Genomic DNA, 18,930 nt, shown 5'->3' on the forward strand with positions numbered 1-18,930 from the left:
CAGCCAGGATTTATGCAGGTATCGAGTGAGAGGTTGTTTCCTCTCTCACCCGATACCTGGTAAAATTTAAGCCCATCTGTCCTTTACAGAAGGTCTCAGTAAGGTTTCAGCGCAGCCATCTTCTTACGAACAGGTTCAAAGAAGCCTACTTCCACCGCATAGTTAATCATCAGATGGACTTTTTCCTCATCTATGTAAGACCATTTGAACTTCATTTTTTTCAGGATAGCATTCGTTGCCTCATAACATACCTGATAGGGATGTCCTATGTCCTGTTTATCGTCTCCAAACAGGTCTGCTTGCAGGAACAGCCGGTCTATCAGGTCTTTCTTAGTACTGTAGGATTGCAACATTTTCTCCAGATAGGTATACACATTTGTAAGTTCCATATCGTATCCATAGCTGTTCAGATAAGCCACAAATTCAGTGGCGGAGAGCAAGTGTGGATTACGAATGTGATAATTCCTGTTCAGTAATGCCGGTTTGTCAAAAATCTGGAGTATGGCCGCAGACACCTCGTCTATATTAGATAATTCCAACTCACTGAATTCCTCCGGCATTACATGGAAGGAAATAAACCCTTTGATCTGGTTATAGAAAGCATTATTGTCGATATTCTCCTGGAACTTACCGGTGGCGGAATGGAATGAAAGGTGGCCTACGCGGTAAATATTCACCTCAATACCTTCTGCCCTGGCAGCATCCAGCAAGCGTTCTGCCTCCAGTTTACTCTTCGCATAGAAGTTTGGTACTTCCTGGCCTTTGAATAAATCGGATTCTGTATACAGATAATCGGCGTTATCTTTTTCTGCCATACCTGCAACACTCGTTGTAGAGATGTGATGGATCACCTTTTTTCTTCCTGTTTTGCAGTAATCCAGTATTGTTTGTACGGAGAGGGTGTTTACCGCTTCAAACTCGCTATAGCTACCATAGTGTTTTACATTAGCGGCCGTATTCAGGATACAATCCGTATCGGCCATCAGCGCTTCAAACGTGGCGGCATGCATTCCCAGCTGTGGTAAAGCGATATCTCCTTTCCATACGCTCAGCATGGCATGGTCTTTAGGTAATGGCGTACCAAAGTAAAAAGCATACTTCTCCGACAGTCGGTTAAAGGCCGCTTCATCGCTCTCTGCCCGTACCAACACATGTACTGGCGTATCATTTCTCTGCAGCAGGTCATACAATAAGTGAATACCCAGATAACCGGTTGCTCCCAGTAGCAGGATCTGCTGATAAGTAGTGGTACGGTTGACATCCAGCTGTTGCCATGCTTTCACTTCTTCCAGATATGGGCGTTGTTGTTCTGCCAACAGCTGCTGCATATGCACAGCCTGCGCCTGCATCGCTTCCTGATCCACCAGTGCCGGATCAAACCTGGACATTAATTCCGCCAGTTTATTTTTGAAGTGATTCTTTTCATAAATCACATATTTAGAGATACCGGCAATGGTAGGATGCTGAAAGAGGTCATTGATAGAAACCTGGAAATCCACCTTCATCCTGGCAATCAACCGGATGGCGGTGATAGAGTTCCCTCCTGCCGAGAAGAAATTATCGTGTATGCCTAACTGTGGTAAGTTCAGCACCTCCTTCCAGATTTCCAGCAGGCGCTCTTCTATCTCATTTGCAGGGCCTGCATCCTGGTGCTGATCGGCGAGTATTAAGGAATCAGGGGAAGGTAATCCTTTCCTGTCTATCTTACCATTAGGCGTCAGCGGGAAGGACTCCATCGGAATCATCACCGGGGGCACCATAAAATCGGGCAGTTTGGTTTTCAGATAAGCGACGATGGCTTCTTTATTGAACTCCTGCTGCGGTATTACGTAAGCCACGAGGAGTTTATTATCATGTTCTCCTCCTTTCACTACTACCACTGCTTGTTTAACATGGTCACATTCCTGTAGCACATTTTCTATTTCACCCAATTCAATGCGGTATCCGCGCACTTTCACCTGTTCATCGATTCGTCCCATGTACTCAATACTTCCATCCGGCAACCAGCGGCCCAGATCGCCGGTACGGTACATACGGGTTTCTCCGTCTTCTGCAAATGGATTGATGACAAACTTTTCCTGCGTAAGCTCCGGCCGATTGAGATAACCACGGGCCACCCCGATACCACTTACACAAATCTCTCCCGCTACACCTATCGGACATAATCCGCCATGGACATCCTGGATATATACCTGTATATTAGCCACCGGCTTACCAATGACTACAACCCCATCTTCCCGGATAGGGTCAGTGGATAAGGTGGTACAGATACTGTTTTCCGTAGGGCCGTAAGCGTTCATCAATTGCACGCCTCTGGACTGCAAATATCTTCCATCTTCCCTGTTTAGCGGCTCTCCGCAGGATACAATGGTTTTCACCCTGTCCAGCATTTCTTTCATGCTGTGCAGATAAGATGGCGGTAAAAATAATACATCCACTTTCCGTTTACTGATCAGGGTAGCAAATCCGGCAGAGGACATCAGGTCTTCCTTACGTGGCAGCACCAATGCTGCGCCATGTGACAAAGAGGTGAATATCTCAATACAGGAAGCATCAAAGCCGAAAGAGGCAAACTGCAAGAAACGGCTTCCCGCTTCTATTTGCAATTGTCGTTGCAGATCGTACACCAGGTTTACTACCCCTCTATGCTCTACCAATACGCCTTTGGGTTTGCCGGTAGAACCGGAAGTAAAGATGACGTAGGCCAGATCATTGGCGGTAGGACTATCTGCCAACGCTGTTACGGGGTAACCTGCGAACAGATCTGCATTTGTCACCATTACCAGTTCTATGCCTGTTGCAACGGCGCCAAGTCTTTCACTTACAGCAGGACTGCTAACCATGATGGTCGCGGCGGTATCCTCCAGGATATATTTTATTCTTTCTGCCGGATACTCCATGTCAATAGGTACATAAGCGCCACCAGCCTTCAGGATACCATATATGGCGATGATCATCTCCGCAGAGCGTTCAATGCATAAAGGCACCAGCGTATCTCTGCCAACACCCTTATCACGCAGATAGTGCGCAAACTGGTTAGCGCGTTCATCCAGCTCTTTGTAGGTTAATGTGATATTGTCTATCATCAGCGCCACTGCATCAGGAGCAGCTGCTGCCCTGGCAGCGAATAAGGCCGGTAATGAAGTATGCTGCGGCGTTTCAGATAAATTACTGTTGAAATCTTCCAGCAACTGATGCTCTTCCGCTTCATCCAATAACGGCAACGCACATATGTGTGTGGCAGGCTCGCTGGTAATGGAACGGAGCAACTGTTCAAAATGTTTTCCCATCCTCTGCACCGTGTCCTTATAGAACAGATCTGTACTGTATTGAAGAATCAGGGAAAGTCCTGCTTCATTCTCTTTCAGACAGAAGTTCAGATCAAATACGGAAGTAGTATGGTCCAGTGGTTCTTCTGACAGCTGTACTTCTCCGAGGGTCAGTTCCGGAACATCCGGGGTATTCTGTAATACCAACATCACCTGGAACAGGGGACTGCGACTCATATCACGCTCCGTCACTACAGCGTCCACGATCTTCTCGAAAGGCACTTCCTGGTATTCATAAGCGCTGAGCGTAGTTTGTTTTACCTGTTGCAGCAAGGAAAGGAATGCGGGGTTACCGGCAAGATTACTGCGCAGCGCCAATGTATTAATAAAGAATCCGGTAAGGCTCTCCACCTCCTGACGCGTACGTCCGGAAATAGGGCTGCCGATGCAGATATCTTCCTGTCCGCTGTAACGGTACAATAACACCTGGAGGGCTGCCAGCAATGTCATGAAAAGCGTTACGCCTTCCTGTTGCGACAGTGCCAGCAACTGATCTGTCAATTCCCGATCGAATTGCAGATATTCTACTGCGCCATTTTTACCTTTTACTGCAGGTCTGATTTTATCTGTTGGCAACTGTAATGCAGGCACCGCTTTCAGGTTTTCCTTCCAGTAGGACAACTGTGTAGCCAATACTTCATCAGACATATACTTCCGTTGCCAGATGGCATAGTCTGCATACTGTATTTCGAGTGCTGGCAATTTGACCTTTTCCCCGGTTGTATAACCGTTGTAAAGCATGATTAATTCTCTGAACAGCACACTGACAGACCAACCATCTGAGGCAATATGGTGCATATTCATCACCAGGATATGCGTAGTAGCATCCAGTGCGATCAGGTGCACTCGTAGCATATGGTCTTGGGTGAGATCAAAAGGTTTTCTTATCAACGAATGCACCAGGTTGCGATAATCTGTTATTGCGGGTTGGTTGCCGCACAGATCAATTTGTTGCAGCTGCCATTGCTTTGCAGGCAGTATTTGTTGACCGGAATGTCCGTCTATCTGCACAATGACTGTTCTCAATACTTCGTGACGGGTTACCAGGTCCTGGTATGCATTTGCCAAAGCATCCTTATCCAGCATTCCTTCCATACGCAATACTAATGGCATATGGTATTGAACGCTACCTTCCATCTGATCAATAAACCATAGCCTTTCCTGGCAATACGACAACGGAATCAATTCCGGCCGTTGCTGAGGGGTTACTGCTGGCAATAGCAAGCCTTTTCCGTTCTGACGGATGAACGCTGCCAGTCGCGCTATAGTAGGATTCGCAAATATGGATTTCACAGCGATTTCCACTTCCATATGTTTACGGAGGGCCGACTGCAAGCGCATGGCCAGCAATGAATGGCCTCCCAGCTCAAAGAAATTGTCGTGTATACCGATCTTTTCCACCTGCAATAAAACATGCCAGATATCCGTCAGCTGCTGTTCTGTGAGGTTGCGGGCGGCTACATAAGCAGTTCCTCCCAGGGCGCTCATATCCGCTTCAGGCAATGCGCGTTTATTGATCTTACCATTATTCGTCAATGGTAATTCTGACAGGGTGATGAAAAGAGAAGGGATCATATAGTCTGGTAGTCTGGATTGCATCCAGGTACGCAGTTCGTCTTTTCCGATGCGTTGTTGTGGCACCACATAGGCCACCAACCGTTTATTACCGTATTGGTCATTTTTTACCAATACCACGCATTGCGCCACTTGCTCACATTGACCCAGTACGCTTTCCACCTCTCCTATTTCCACGCGGTTGCCACGGATCTTCACCTGGTCGTCTTTACGCGCCAGGTAATTGATATTTCCATCCGGTAGCCAGCAGCATACATCGCCGGTTTTATATAAGCGCCCCTTGCCGCTTACATCGAATGGATCTGTCATAAAGCGCTCCGCTGTTAGTTCCGGCAAGTGCAGGTAACCTTTGGCAACTTGCACGCCACCGATAAACAATTCTCCCGGCACCCCAACAGGGCAAGGATTTCCAGCACTATCCAAAATGTACAGGCGGGTGTTGGCGATCGGTTTACCAATTGGCGGTAATACCCGTTGAGTATAATCTTCCGGCTGAATAGTGTATGCGCTCACCACATGCGCCTCCGTAGGGCCGTACTGGTTATACAGACGGGTATTTCCTTTTTCCAGGAATAGCCGCAGATCATTACTCAATTTAAGTTGTTCTCCGGCCGTAATCACCTCCTGTAAATATTGCGGATAGATACCGCTCTCCTGTGCATATTCCACCAGGTTTTTCAATACTACATATGGGAGGAACAGGCAATTAATTTTTTCGGTATTGATCTGTTCCATCAGGATAGCCATGTCTTTCCGGCGTTGTTCATCTACCAGGTGAAGGCTACCGCCAAAACTGAGGGTAAAGAATATCTCCTGGAAACTTACATCAAAATTGATACTTGCAAACTGTAATATTCGTTTAGGCGTGCGGGTATCTATTTCCTGTTGTTGCCAGCAAAGCAGGTTAAACAATGCCTTGTCAGGCATTTCTACCCCCTTCGGCTGTCCGGTAGAGCCGGAAGTATAAATGAGGTATGTGAGTTTATCTGGAGAAGTGTATCGGCTATGATTCGTTGCTGGTTTGACAGACAATACCTCTTCCCATATATCCGCCGATAACGTCAGGATGCGTTCTGCTGCAATATCTGCCGGCAGCAATCCCTGGCTGCGCGGATCTGTAATCATCAGCGTAAATTCCGTATCAGAGAGAATATAACGGATACGCACCTCCGGATACGCAGGGTCCACCGGAACGTAGGTAGCGCCGGCCTTCAGGATACCCACAATAGCGGTAATCATTTCCAGGGAGCGCGACATGCAAACAGGAATCAGTGAATTTTCCACCACTCCATTTTCCAGCAGATAATGAGACAGTTGATTAGCCCTTTCATTCAGTTGCTGGTAAGTATACTGTTCTGTTCCAAAAACAACAGCAATAGCATCCGGCGTTTGGCGTACCTGTTCTTCAAACAGGTCTATCACTGCCTTATTTTTGGGATAAGAAGCTGCTGTATCATTGAAGGTATGTAACAATTGTTTTTCCTCCTGCGCTGTGAGCATTGGCAATTCGCCTATTTGTCGGGCAGGCGCTTCCACCACCGCTTTCAGGAGTACAAGGTAATGTTCTATCATTCTTGCAATGGTAGCCTCTTCATACAGATCGCTGCAATATTCCACCCGGAAACGCAGGCCGGAATCGGTAGTTGTAACATCCACTGTCAGATCGAATTTGGCGGTGGCATTAGGAATGGACTGTATGGTAATTGGTACATCATCTAATCGCAGTTCCGGTACTTCCGGCAGGTTTTGTAAGATAAACATCACCTGGAACAGCGGTGTGCGACTCATATCACGATCGCTTACCACTGCTTCCACTATTTTCTCAAATGGGGCGTCCTGGTATTGATAAGCCTCCAGTAAGGTAGTCTTCACTTGTTTGAGCAGGGAGAGGAAATCCGGGTTACCTGCCAGGTTAGTACGCAGGGCCATGGTATTGACAAAGAAACCAATCAGCGGTTCTATGGTTTGCTGGGTACGATTGGCAATAGGACTTCCCACCACGATATCTTCTTGTCCGCTGTAGCGGTACAACAACACTTTGAAAGCAGCCAGCATCGTCATAAACAGGGTAGCGCCCTGTTGTCTGGACAGCTGATTTAATCCGGCAGTCAACGTACCATCGACCTCGTAATGCAAGGTGTTTCCGCGGGTGCTTTGTGAAGCAGGCCGTGGGAAATCTGTTGGCAACTGCAATGTGGCTACATCATCCAGTTTCTCTTTCCAGTAAGATAATTGCTGATCCAGCAAAGCTCCTTGCAGGTGCTGCCGATGCCATAATGCATAATCTGCATATTGTACCTGTAATGGATCCAGTTGGTGAGGCTGATGGCGGTGTGCAGCTTCATATAAACTCATTAATTCTTTGAGTAATATTGTAACAGACCATCCATCCGCCGCAATGTGGTGGAGCACTATCACCATGTAATGCTCGTTGGCAGACAGCTTCACTAACTGAACGCGCAACATGCAATCGCTTGTCAGGTCAAATGGCTGATCATAATAGGCGGTAATTTCTTCCATGATCTGCTCCCGGTTGGTCTCTATCGATTTATCGATTACCTGGAGCTGCCATTCATTGGCGGGAAGGATATGCTGACTTACCTCTCCGTCTTCCTCCAGGAAAACGGTACGCAGTGCCTCATGTCTGTCAACAATTGTTTTCAGGGTACTTTCCAGGGCGGTGATGTCCAGGTCTCCATCCAGTTTTAGGACCATGGGTATATGATACGCCACGCTGCCTTTCATGCGGTCTATAAACCATAGCCTTTCCTGTGCAGAAGAAAGCGGCAGCTTGCCTAATCGTGGAGATGCAGTAACAGCTGGCATCACCGTACCTGGTTGCAGACGGCGGATATGATCTGCCAAGTCGGCCACCACTGGGTAAGTGAAGAGGTCCCGAATTGGGATTTCCACTTCCAGTTCACGGCGAATGGCAGATACTACACGGGTTACTAAGAGGGAATGTCCGCCCAGTTCAAAGAAGTTATCGTATATACCTATCCGTGATACTTTCAGTAATTGTTGCCAGATGCCTGTCAGCGCCAGTTCTGTAGCATTACGCGGAGGCATATACGCAGCTCCTGGCATCAGGGATTGATCCGGCGCCGGTAAGGCACGTTTATTCACTTTACCATTGCTGGTCAGCGGTAATTTTTCCAATGGTATCAGCACGGCGGGCGACATATAGTCTGGCAGCAACTGTTTCAGGTAGGCTTGTATTTTTTCTTTTTCAAAGGTTCCTGCCGGTACGATATAACCAGCCAGGTATTTACTGCCTTGCTCATTTGTACGAGCCATCACCACTGCTTGTTCCACCCATTCGCATTGTTGCAGTACCCTTTCTGTTTCGCCAGGTTCGATGCGATAACCACGGATCTTCACCTGATCGTCTGTACGACCCAGGCAAAGCACGTTTCCATCGGCTTGCCAGCAGCCCAGATCTCCGGTCTTATACAGTTTTTCAATTCTGTTATGACTAAATTGATGAGAGATGAAACGTTCTGCGGTCAGTTCCGGTAAGTGGAGATAACCTAAGGAAAGACCGGCGCCGCCTACATAAATCTCTCCTGTAACGCCCACTGGTACCAGCTGACGGCGACTATCCAAAATATATACTTTCCGGTTGCTCAACGGGCGGCCTATAGGCACAGGCACTTTCACTGCGCCTGGTTCTACTGTATAGGTAATGGAGAAAGTAGTATTCTCCGTAGGGCCGTAACCGTTAATAACGGTCAGTGCAGGATACTGCTGTTTTAATTTACTGATATGTTCTTCTGATAATTTCTCTCCTCCTGCCAGGACTACCGATAAGGTTTCAAAGATGCTGATGTCTGTATCGATCAACTGATTGAACCAACTGGCGGTAAACCACATCATATTCACCTGATGGCTGGCGATTTCTTGTTTCAACACTTCATTGTCCAGCAGATGTTGTTCAGGGCAAAGAATGAGTCGGCCTCCATTGAGCAACATACCCCAGTACTCAAAAGTGGCAGCATCGAAAGATGGTGCGCCGGTAGATAACAAGCGATCGGACGCCTTAAAAGAGACATAGTCTACTCCTTTCACGAGGCTGACTACGTTCTGATGGCTTACCATTACGCCTTTCGGTCTGCCGGTAGAACCGGAGGTATAGATTACATACGCCAGATCTTGCGGAAGGGCCACTGGTAATTGTGTCAACGTAGCTGTTGCCATCAGGGTTTCATCCAACTGGTCTACGCAGATGAATTGCATGGAAGTACCTGTCTGTTCCAGCGCCGCCAATTGTGTAGTGGTAGTGAGCAGCAGTGTGCTGTTACTTTCGGCCAGCATATAGCTGATTCGTTCTGTTGGATAATGCGCATCTACCGGTACATAAGCACCTCCTGCCTTCAATATCGCCAGGATGGCTATGATCAGTTTATCCGAACGTTCCATACAAACCGGTACACGCATGCCGGTTGTTACTCCCGCTGATACGAGATATTTCGCCAGTTGTGCAGATGCCGTATCCAACTCCCTGTAGGTAATTTCTTTACCTGCAAACACCAGGGCAATTGCATCTGGCGTCAGCATGACCTGTAATGCGAAGAGGTCGGTGATACTTTGATCCGCCGGATAGTCGTTCTCTGTTTGGTTAAACTCGTTCAGCAACTGCGTTTCTTCCGCTGCCAGTAGCATCGGTAAGTAGCCCACTTCCAGGGAAGGGGTGTTAACGATAGATGCCAACAGTTGTTTAAAGTGGGTGATCATCCGCAGGATGGTCTCTTCGCGGAAAAGATCTGTACAGTATTCCACACTGCCCACCATGCCTGTAGCAGTTTCCTCTAAAGTGAAATTAAGATCTACCTGTGCAGTGGTATAAGCAATTTTCTCTGCGTGAAATTGTGTAGTCCCTAATGTGAGTTCAGTGGCCACTGGCATGTTCTGTAAAGTGAAGATCACCTGGAACAATGGGCTATAGCTGAGATCACGTTCTTTCACGACAGCTTCCACCACTTTTTCAAACGGTATGTCCTGGTGTTCATAAGCATCCAGGGTAGCGCTTTTCACCTGTTGCAATAAGGCTGCGAAGGTGGGGTTGTCTTGTAATTGTGTACGTAATGCCAGGGTATTTACAAAACATCCGATCAGACTTTCTGTTTCATGGCGGGTACGGCCAGAAACAGGACTGCCTACGGTGATATCTTCCTGGCCGCTGTAACGGTATAACAACACATTAAATGCTGCCAGTAAAGTCATGAATAAGGTAGTCCCCTCCTGCTGCGATAACGCCTGTAGCTGTTGTTGCAGGGCCTCATCGATTTGGAATGGTATGATAGCGCCTTGATTGGAAAATATAGCAGGACGCGTGTAATCGAGTGGCAACTGTAACGTGGAAACATCAGCCAACTGGCGGGTCCAATAGGCTTGCTGCTGTTCCAGCACTGTTGCCGACATATAAGTACGCTGCCAGCGGGAATAATCTGTATACTGTATCTCCAATGGCAGTAAAGCAGGCAATTGTTGTAGATCTAATGCAGCATACATTTCCATCAACTCTTTGATAAAGATACTGACAGACCAGCCATCACCGGCGATGTGATGCAAGGTGAGCGCAAGTATGGACTCCTGCTCAGCCAGTTCAATTAATTGTCCGCGTAACATGTGGTCGGCAGATAAATTGAATGGTGCATCTATCAGGGTTTTCACATATGCATGCAATGCAGGAATATCTCTGAGGAGATCTGGTCTGCCGATTATTTCCAGTTGCCATCCATCTGTATTCATTACCTGCTGATGTGGCTGTTCGTTAATAACGGTAATGATAGTACGTAATACCGCATGACGATTGATCATTTCCCGGATGGCTGTTTCCAGTGCCTGTTTGTTAATACTTCCTTTCAGCCGGAAAACAACCGGTATATGATATTGTATACTACCGGACAGTTGGTCGATAAACCAAAGTCTCTCCTGGGCAAAGGATAATGGCTGCGGCGTCGTGGATATTTCTGCCGTTATCCCACATGCTACAGCGTGTGTCTGTTGTTGGATATAAGCGGTCAGGCCGGCTATAGTAGGGTTATTGAAGATGGCCTTAACGGGCACTTCGGCCTGTAGCTGTTTTCTGATGGCAGATTGCAGCCGCATAGCCAAAAGAGAATGTCCTCCTGATTCAAAGAAATGATCGTGAATGCCTATACGCTCCCTACCCAGCAACTGCTGCCAGATGGTGGCCAGTACATTTTCCTGTTCATTACGGGGAGCTATATACGCAGCTGCTGAGATGGCGGTGTTATCTGGCGCTGGCAACGACTTTTTATCCACTTTTCCATTGGCGTTAAGTGGCAGCGATTCCATGGGTATCAGGAATGACGGTATCATATAGTCTGGCAATCTGTCTTTCAGATATGCCAGTATTTCCTCTTTATCAAAGCTACTTTCTGATACCACATAGCCGGTCAGGTAGCGGTTCTGCTGTTGATCTGTCCAAACGGTTACTACCGCTTGTTTAACAACTGGACAAGTTTCCAGCACTCGTTCGGTTTCACCGGGCTCGATACGGAATCCGCGGATTTTTACCTGTTCATCGATACGGCCCATATAAACGATGTTGCCATCAGGCATCCAACGGGCCAGATCTCCGGTGCGGTAAATAGTGGCTGTTGGGTCATTGGAGAATGGGTCCTGCAAAAAGCGGGCGGCAGTCAGTTCCGCATCCAGGTATCCTTTTGCAACGCCATCACCTCCTACATACAATTCGCCTGTAACTCCCACCGGCACTGGATGTCCGGCACTATCCAGGATATAAGCAGTTCTGTTTTTTAATGGGCGGCCAATAGGTACGTTACCACTCACTGTTGCTTCCTGGATGTGGTAATACAGGGAGAAAGTGGTGTTCTCCGTAGGGCCGTATATGTTAGTAAGGGCGATATGTGGATAGGCGCGTCTGAATTTATCCGCATGCTTTTCCGACATTTTCTCTCCTCCTGTCAGTACTCCCTGTAATTGGGCAAATACCGTGATATCCATGTCTATCAACTGGTTGAACCAGCTGGTAGTAAAGAACATTTTTGTAACATGGCGCTGATAAAGCGTTTGTTTCAGTAGTTCAATATCCAGCAGACTACTCTCGGTGCTTAACACCAGGCAACCACCATTCAACAGTGTGCCCCAATATTCAAATGTGGTCGCATCAAAGGAGAGAGAGCCGGCAGAAAGAATGACATCTTCATTTGTCAGCGTCATATATTCCTGGGACTTCACCAGGCTGACCACATTTTTATGGGTGACTGCTACGCCTTTAGGCTTACCGGTGGAACCGGAGGTATACATCACATATGCCATTGTTGCCGCCGCAGGCTGTTCTTCCAATGCGAAGATGGGATATTGCAGCAGGTCGGGATTATCATCTACATACAATAATGCTTTATCAACTACCTTTTCCAGCGTATCCTTCCAAAGGGTCTCAGTTACCACCAGTGGACAATCGCAGTCGCCCAGCATTTGTAAAATTCTTTCTGCAGGATAATCAGGATTTATCGGAACATATGCGCCGCCTGCTTTCAGAATTCCCAGCACGGCCACCATCAGCCCAGCGGAGCGCTTCATACATACCGGCACATATACGCCGGCGCTTACGCCCTTACTGCGCAACTGATGTGCGAAACGATTTGCCGCTTCGTCCAGGGCGCTGTAAGTAAGTGATGTGGTATCATATATCACAGCCGTAGCATTCGGCGTTTGCGCCACCTGTGCTTCAAAAAGGGCAGGAATGCTCTTATCCGCAGGATAAGGCATTGCTGTTTGATTGAATGTATTTAACAGCTGTATTTTTTCAGCCGGTGTCAGCAAACTAATATCTGCGATGGTATTTACGGGCTGTGTAGCTATTTGCATGAGCACCTGCTCAAAATGGGCCGTTATCATCTGGACATAAGCCTCATCGAGTATTGTCGCATTATATATCAGACCTATTTCAATACCGGCACTCATCATCACGCGTATCGTGAGCGGATAGTTCGCTTGTTCCTGTACCTGGAAGTTTCGCAGTTGCAGTTTCCATTCAGGCGAATGCAAAGCAGGATTGACCGGGTAGTTTTCGAATACAAGAAGACTGTCGAACAGCTCTTCCCGGATACCCGTCCACTGTTGAATATCATTCAGTGCAGCGTATTGTCGTTCGCGACTTTGTAGTTGTGCTGCCTGAATATCCTGCAACCAGGCCGTTAATGGTTGTTCATTTGCGACCGGGGTATACAGTGGCAGGGTATTGATATATAATCCAATTTTATCATCTACACCTGGCAATTCATCCGGTCTGCCGGCAACTGTCACACCGAAAATGGCGGCAGCTTTTCCCGTATAGCGGGATAACAGGTACGCCCACACGCCTTGTACGAGGGTATTGAGGGTTATACGTTGTTGCTGTGTAAATCGCTCTAATTGCTGACGGGCAGCAGTATCCAGGTGCAGTATTTTTGCCTGGAAGCTTCCTTCCCCTTTTGTACGGGAGGTAGCAGCAGTCACAAATGGTAATAAACATCCTTCTGTTACGCCGTTCAGATAACTGCGCCAGTAAGCCTCTTCCGCCATCAGATCTCTATCTGCCAGGAAACGGAGGTAATCTCCGAATTCATCCATTTTCAGTGCTGGCAGGGAATGATTGGAGAGAATAGCCTCATAGGTTTCCACCAGTTGGCCCAGCAATACCGGCAAAGACCAACCATCCATCAAGAGGTGGTGATAAGTCCATTGCATACGGTAGGTATCCTCTTCCAACCGGAAGAGAGTAATACGCATCAGTGGGGCGCTTTCAAAGTCCAGTCCCTGCTGACGGTCTGTTATCATCCAGGCATTTAGCGCTTCCTGCTGTTCCGATGCTGACATGTGCCGATAGTCCAGCACTGTAAATGGCAGGGTGACGTTGTGATATACGCATTGCACCGGAATACTGCACATCTTTGCATGGAAGGCAGTGCGGAATATGGTGTGATGCTGAATCAGGTGTTCCCAGCTTTTCTGAAAAGCCGTTACATGAAGATGAGGAAGTTTACATCCAAACTGTTCAACATAAGCGCCGCTATTCTCCTCATACAGTCCATGGAACAGCATACCTTCCTGTAAACCTGTTAGCCGGTATATGCCAGCAATCTGGGATCTTCTGGAGCTACCTGCTACTGTGGCATCGAGGAAGAGGTCCAGTTCATCATTGGTCATCACAGCGCCCAATCCATAATCAGATGGCGAAGTCACCGATGTTTGATGACTTTGGTCAGCACAGTGTGTAATAATTGTTTCCAGGCGGTGCAGATAGTTTGTCGCCATATCCGCTATGGTGGCTTCGTGGAAGTGCAGCTGGCTGTAGCTCCATTCTATTACAAGCTCGCCGTTGTGGATCATACTGTTCACCGACAGTTTTTCAGGGACGATGCGTTGCGGAGATCCTCCTGCTGCCAGTGAAGACAAAGAGGTTTTAACAGCGCCGTGTCTCGCTGGCATATTATCCCCCTGACCGAGATAGTTAAAGCCTATTTCCCAAGGTGCTGCTCCTTGAAGGCTTTCGTGGCGGCCGATATATTTATGGATGCCGTAACCGATACCTTTATCTGGTACCTGGCGTAATTGTTCTTTAATATTCCTGACTATAGTGCCTAATGCAGTACCTTCAAATGCTTCCAGCCATACCGGGTATTGACTGGTGAACCAGCCAATGGTGCGGTTAATCGCAATGCCAGGCGCGATTTCCTCTCTGCCGTGTCCTTCCAGTCCCACGAGAACGCCGTTCCCTTTATTCCAGGCAGTTAGCGTCATGGCGAGGGCGGACAACAGGATATCGTTGATTTCTGTTTTGTAGGCAGCAGGCACTTCCTGTAACAACTGGCGGGTAACGGTTGCATCGAGGCGTACGGTTTTTGTACGTATATCCGATACAGTTATATGTCCATTATGAAACAGATCCGTAGGCAATAGCGTACGTTTCGTCAATACATTTTCCCAATAACGTTGTTGCTGATGGTTATTTTTTGCATAAGCGATCAGGGCTTCATGCCATTGACGGTAAGAGCTACCTTTAGCGCCCAGCAAGACTTCTGGAGTAGCGGTAGGCTGTTCCAGCAAGCTGTGGAGATCTTCCAGCAAAATACGCCAGGATACGCCGTCGGTCACGAGGTGATGCGCTATAAGCAGCAGCCGGTTGTTGGCGGTTGCGGTAGGCGTTTGTATCAAGGTAGCCTGGAACATAATGCCTTTGCTGATATCCAGGCATAACTGACTTTCTTCTATACAAGTGGAAATATGTTGCCGCCAGGTTTTCTGTTTCCTGCGCAGGTCTTTGATATGCAAGGTAGCTTCCGCAGTACCATAAGATTGTAGCCATCCTTCTTCGTTTTGTTGATAGGAAAAACGGAGTGCATCATGGTATTGTACCAGTTTGCGGAGCGCCGACTCCAGCGCTTCCGGTGTCAGCTGCTTATCTGTTTCCAGGAGTAGCTGCTGCGTAAACAATCCCGGTTGTTGATTTTCAGCTGCCTCGAAATACCAGTGTTGAATAGGCAATAAACCGCAACTACCTGTCAGTGGGCCTTGTTCGCCGATGGCGCTTTCTACTTGTTTTACAGACAACAGTTCCGCCAGTGCGGCAACTGTCTGGTATCTGAACAGGTCTTTTGCTTTTAGTTCGTATCCCAGTCTTCTGGCGCGACTCACTACCTGCATGGATATGATGGAGTCGCCACCCAGTTCTATGAAATTATCGTATATCCCTACCCGTTGTAGTCCCAACAGTTCCTGCCAGATGCCTACCAGCTGTTGTTCTGTCTCATTGCGCGGCGCAATATATTCCTGCAATTGGAGATCTGCCGCCTCCGGAGCCGGGAGTGCCTTTTTATCTACCTTACCGTTGACAGATAAAGGCAATTGTGCCAATTCCATCATTACTGAGGGCAGCATATAATCCGGCAGCGTTTCTTTCAGCCGGTTTAATGCCTCTTGCTTATTGTAACCGGCATCGGTGGTAACATATGCTACCAGGCGTTTATTGTTACGTTCATCTGTCCATGGAACCACTACCGCATGTTTCACGCCTTTGCATGCTTGCAGTGCGTGGCCAATTTCACCTAACTCAATGCGGTAACCACGAATTTTCACCTGATCATCTATGCGGCCCTGGTATTCGATATTACCATCTGGCAGCCAGCGGCCGGTATCTCCGGTTTTATACAACCGGTTACCAGCCATCGTAATAAATTTTTCTGCGGTCATTCCTGGCAGGTGCAGATAGCCGTTTGCCACTTGCGGACCGCTGACATATAATTCACCGGTTACTCCTACCGGGAGGAGCCGCTGCTGGGCATCCAGTATATGTATCTGCATATTCGGTACCGGCCTGCCGATGGTGATCAGTTTATCTTCAGGCTGTATCTGCGCTACTGAAGACCATACCGTACATTCCGTAGGTCCGTACTCGTTATACAACGCCGCTTTTTTCACTTCTCTGAAGTGACGTTGCGTGAGGGATAAATCCAGCGCTTCCCCCGCCAGGATAACGGTAGACAATGCCGCCTCCTGCAACAGCCCTTCTTCCAGGAGGAAACGGTAATAGGAAGGAACACACAGTATCATATCTGTGCGGGTAAGCAGTTGCTTAACGGTCTCCGCGTCTTTCAGCGTTTCTTCTTTGCATACGATTAGTCGGCCACCAGTACATAATGTACCAAAAATAACCGCTACGGAAGAATCAAAAGAGAAAGAGGGAACCAGCAATGCGGTACCGGTATTACCATAGTAATTTTTTCTTGCCAATGTAGAGGCTACCAGTTGCTGATGCGCAATGGTTACGCCTTTAGGATTGCCTGTAGAACCGGAGGTATATATCACATAAGCGAGATCCTGCGGTTGCAAGGCAGTGACCACGGGCGTTACAGGGTACTGGTGTAATATATCTGCCAATTGGCGGACACCAATAATTGTTGCGTTGGTATATTGATGCAGCGACAGCGTATCAGCAATATTGCTTACTACTACTTCCGCCTGGGTATCCTGGAGCATAAAGCTGATGCGGTGTTGCGGATAGGCGGGATCTACCGGTACATAGGCGCCACCGGCTTTCAGGACTGCCAGTATGCCTATGATCATTTCTGCTGATCGCTCCATACATACGGGAACGAAAGTATTTTCCCGAACGCCTTTTTCACGCAGGTAATGTGCCAATTGGTTGGCTTTTTCATCCAGTTGCTGGTAAGTGAGCGTTTGGTTCTCAAACACCAGCGCTTCTGCTGTTGGCCGCAGCCTAACCTGCTCTTCTATGAGCGCGTGAATATTAGGGAATGTCGCTACCTCAATATGGGAATTGTTAAAGGAGGCCAGCAATGTTTGTTCCTCTTCCGGTAGAATGCTGATTTGCGCAAGTGTAAGTTGTGTGCCGCCCTTGAATTGCCGTATGATGTGCAATAAGCGTTTCACTAATAAACGTATATCCGTTTCCGTGAAGTGGGAGGGATAATAATCCGCTTTCAATTGCAGCGGCTGCCCTTGGCCATAGTCACGCCATAGCAGTTCCAGCGGATAGCGGGTGATTACGCTGGTCAGGTCTTGTGTAACGGCCTGTATGCCTGCGCCGAAGTCCAGGTTGAAGTTCAGGTTAGCGTGGTTAACAAGGATATCTACCAGTTGTTCGGTGGTACCGTTGAGTTTCAGAGAACGGGTCAGGTCTGCAAGCTGGTATTGTTGATGCAGATTGTCGTTTTTTCTGGACACTGCTATGTTCTCCAGCAGAGCGGCCACTGTTTGCTCCGGTTGATATTTGCCCTGAAATGGGGTGATACCGGAAAACATCCCGGCTATCTGTTGTAGATCTTTATCTCTTCTGCGATGTACTGGCGTACCAAATACAAAGGCGGTGTGTTCTGTTGTTTTTGCGAAATAAATGGTGAGTGCCGCCAGCGTTAAGCGGAGTAGATTGGCCTGTGTAGCTTGTTGCAGCTCATCTAACGCATTTCTTTCCTCCGCGCTAAATTCCAGCAGGATAGTCTGGCATTGCCGCGGATTAGCATTTGTATGCTGGTACCGGCGTTCCAATAGCTGCGCTGGTTTCTTATCCATCACATTTTTCCAGTAGGCAGCATCTTCCTGGTATGCGGGAGATTGTTGATAGACGAGGGCATTATCAGCAGCGGCGATATAAGAAAGGGGGGCCCAATTCAGCGTTGTTCCCTCTAATAGCGCATTGTATTTACGGGCAACATATTGATAACTTGCCGCCAGTCCATATCCATCATTTATCAGGTGATGATATTTAGAGAAATATAAATGTTCTTCTGGCGCTAAGGTCAGCAGATATTGTTCGCAGAGTGAATTTTCTTGCTGAAGCTGGAAGGGCATTTCTAGGCGTTCCCGTATCCACATTTCTACAGCTTCTTGTGGCGTATTGGTGAAATCCACACAGAGGACTTCCTGTATATGAAAACTATTGTCCAGGAAGGCTTGCGGCGTATCTCCGCTCATATCGAACCTCATCCGGAATACATCAAATACGGCCGGCAATGTTTCTGCGGCGGCTATAAATTTTTCTTTATCGAGCGGCCCGGTAAGTCGGGTTACGCCTCCGACATTATAGGTGGAATTCTCTGCATTGATTAACAAATCCATCAGGATATCCCGCTGTGCAGGATGAATTGGCGTTACATGGAGTGACATGGTCTAACAGTCATTAATTGATGAAAAAAATGAATCAGGCAAGTACCTGATCATGCTGGCATTTTCTGTTTCGATAAGCAATAAAAATCCTTTTCCAACAGGCTACAGCAGTTGGCAATAGGTTAAAAGTATCAGAATATCTGTGCAGGTAATCGTATTACATTCTCAATGAATTTTTATATTGATATGATAATAGGTGTACTGCTGATACGCTTAGGAGAACGGGTATAATAAACAAGTCCCGGATAGTAATTTTGAGTTCATGTTCGTAGGGTATTTTATTATAGGAAAATTTTCACTTACTTTTCATCATTCAACAGGCTGACAATAAGCATGCACAGGCATGCCATTACACATTGTGTCCGGTGTA

At 47.5% G+C, this 18,930-nt stretch carries 1 protein-coding gene; it reads right to left on the reverse strand.

What is annotated here, in order from left to right:
• Positions 1-95: 95 nt before the first annotated feature.
• Positions 96-18,560, reverse strand: coding sequence for a non-ribosomal peptide synthase/polyketide synthase (locus tag CLV59_RS22475; RefSeq protein ID WP_111594333.1), 18,465 nt, complete (start codon positions 18,558-18,560; stop codon positions 96-98).
• Positions 18,561-18,930: the final 370 nt, after the last annotated feature.

Origin of the sequence: Chitinophaga dinghuensis, assembly GCF_003259435.1 — a bacterium.
GTDB lineage: Bacteria > Bacteroidota > Bacteroidia > Chitinophagales > Chitinophagaceae > Chitinophaga > Chitinophaga dinghuensis.

Coding starts and splice junctions, on each gene's coding strand:
- CLV59_RS22475 (WP_111594333.1), bottom strand. CDS start 18,560: ATGTCACTCCATGTAACGCCAATTCATCCTGCACAGCGGGATATCCTG.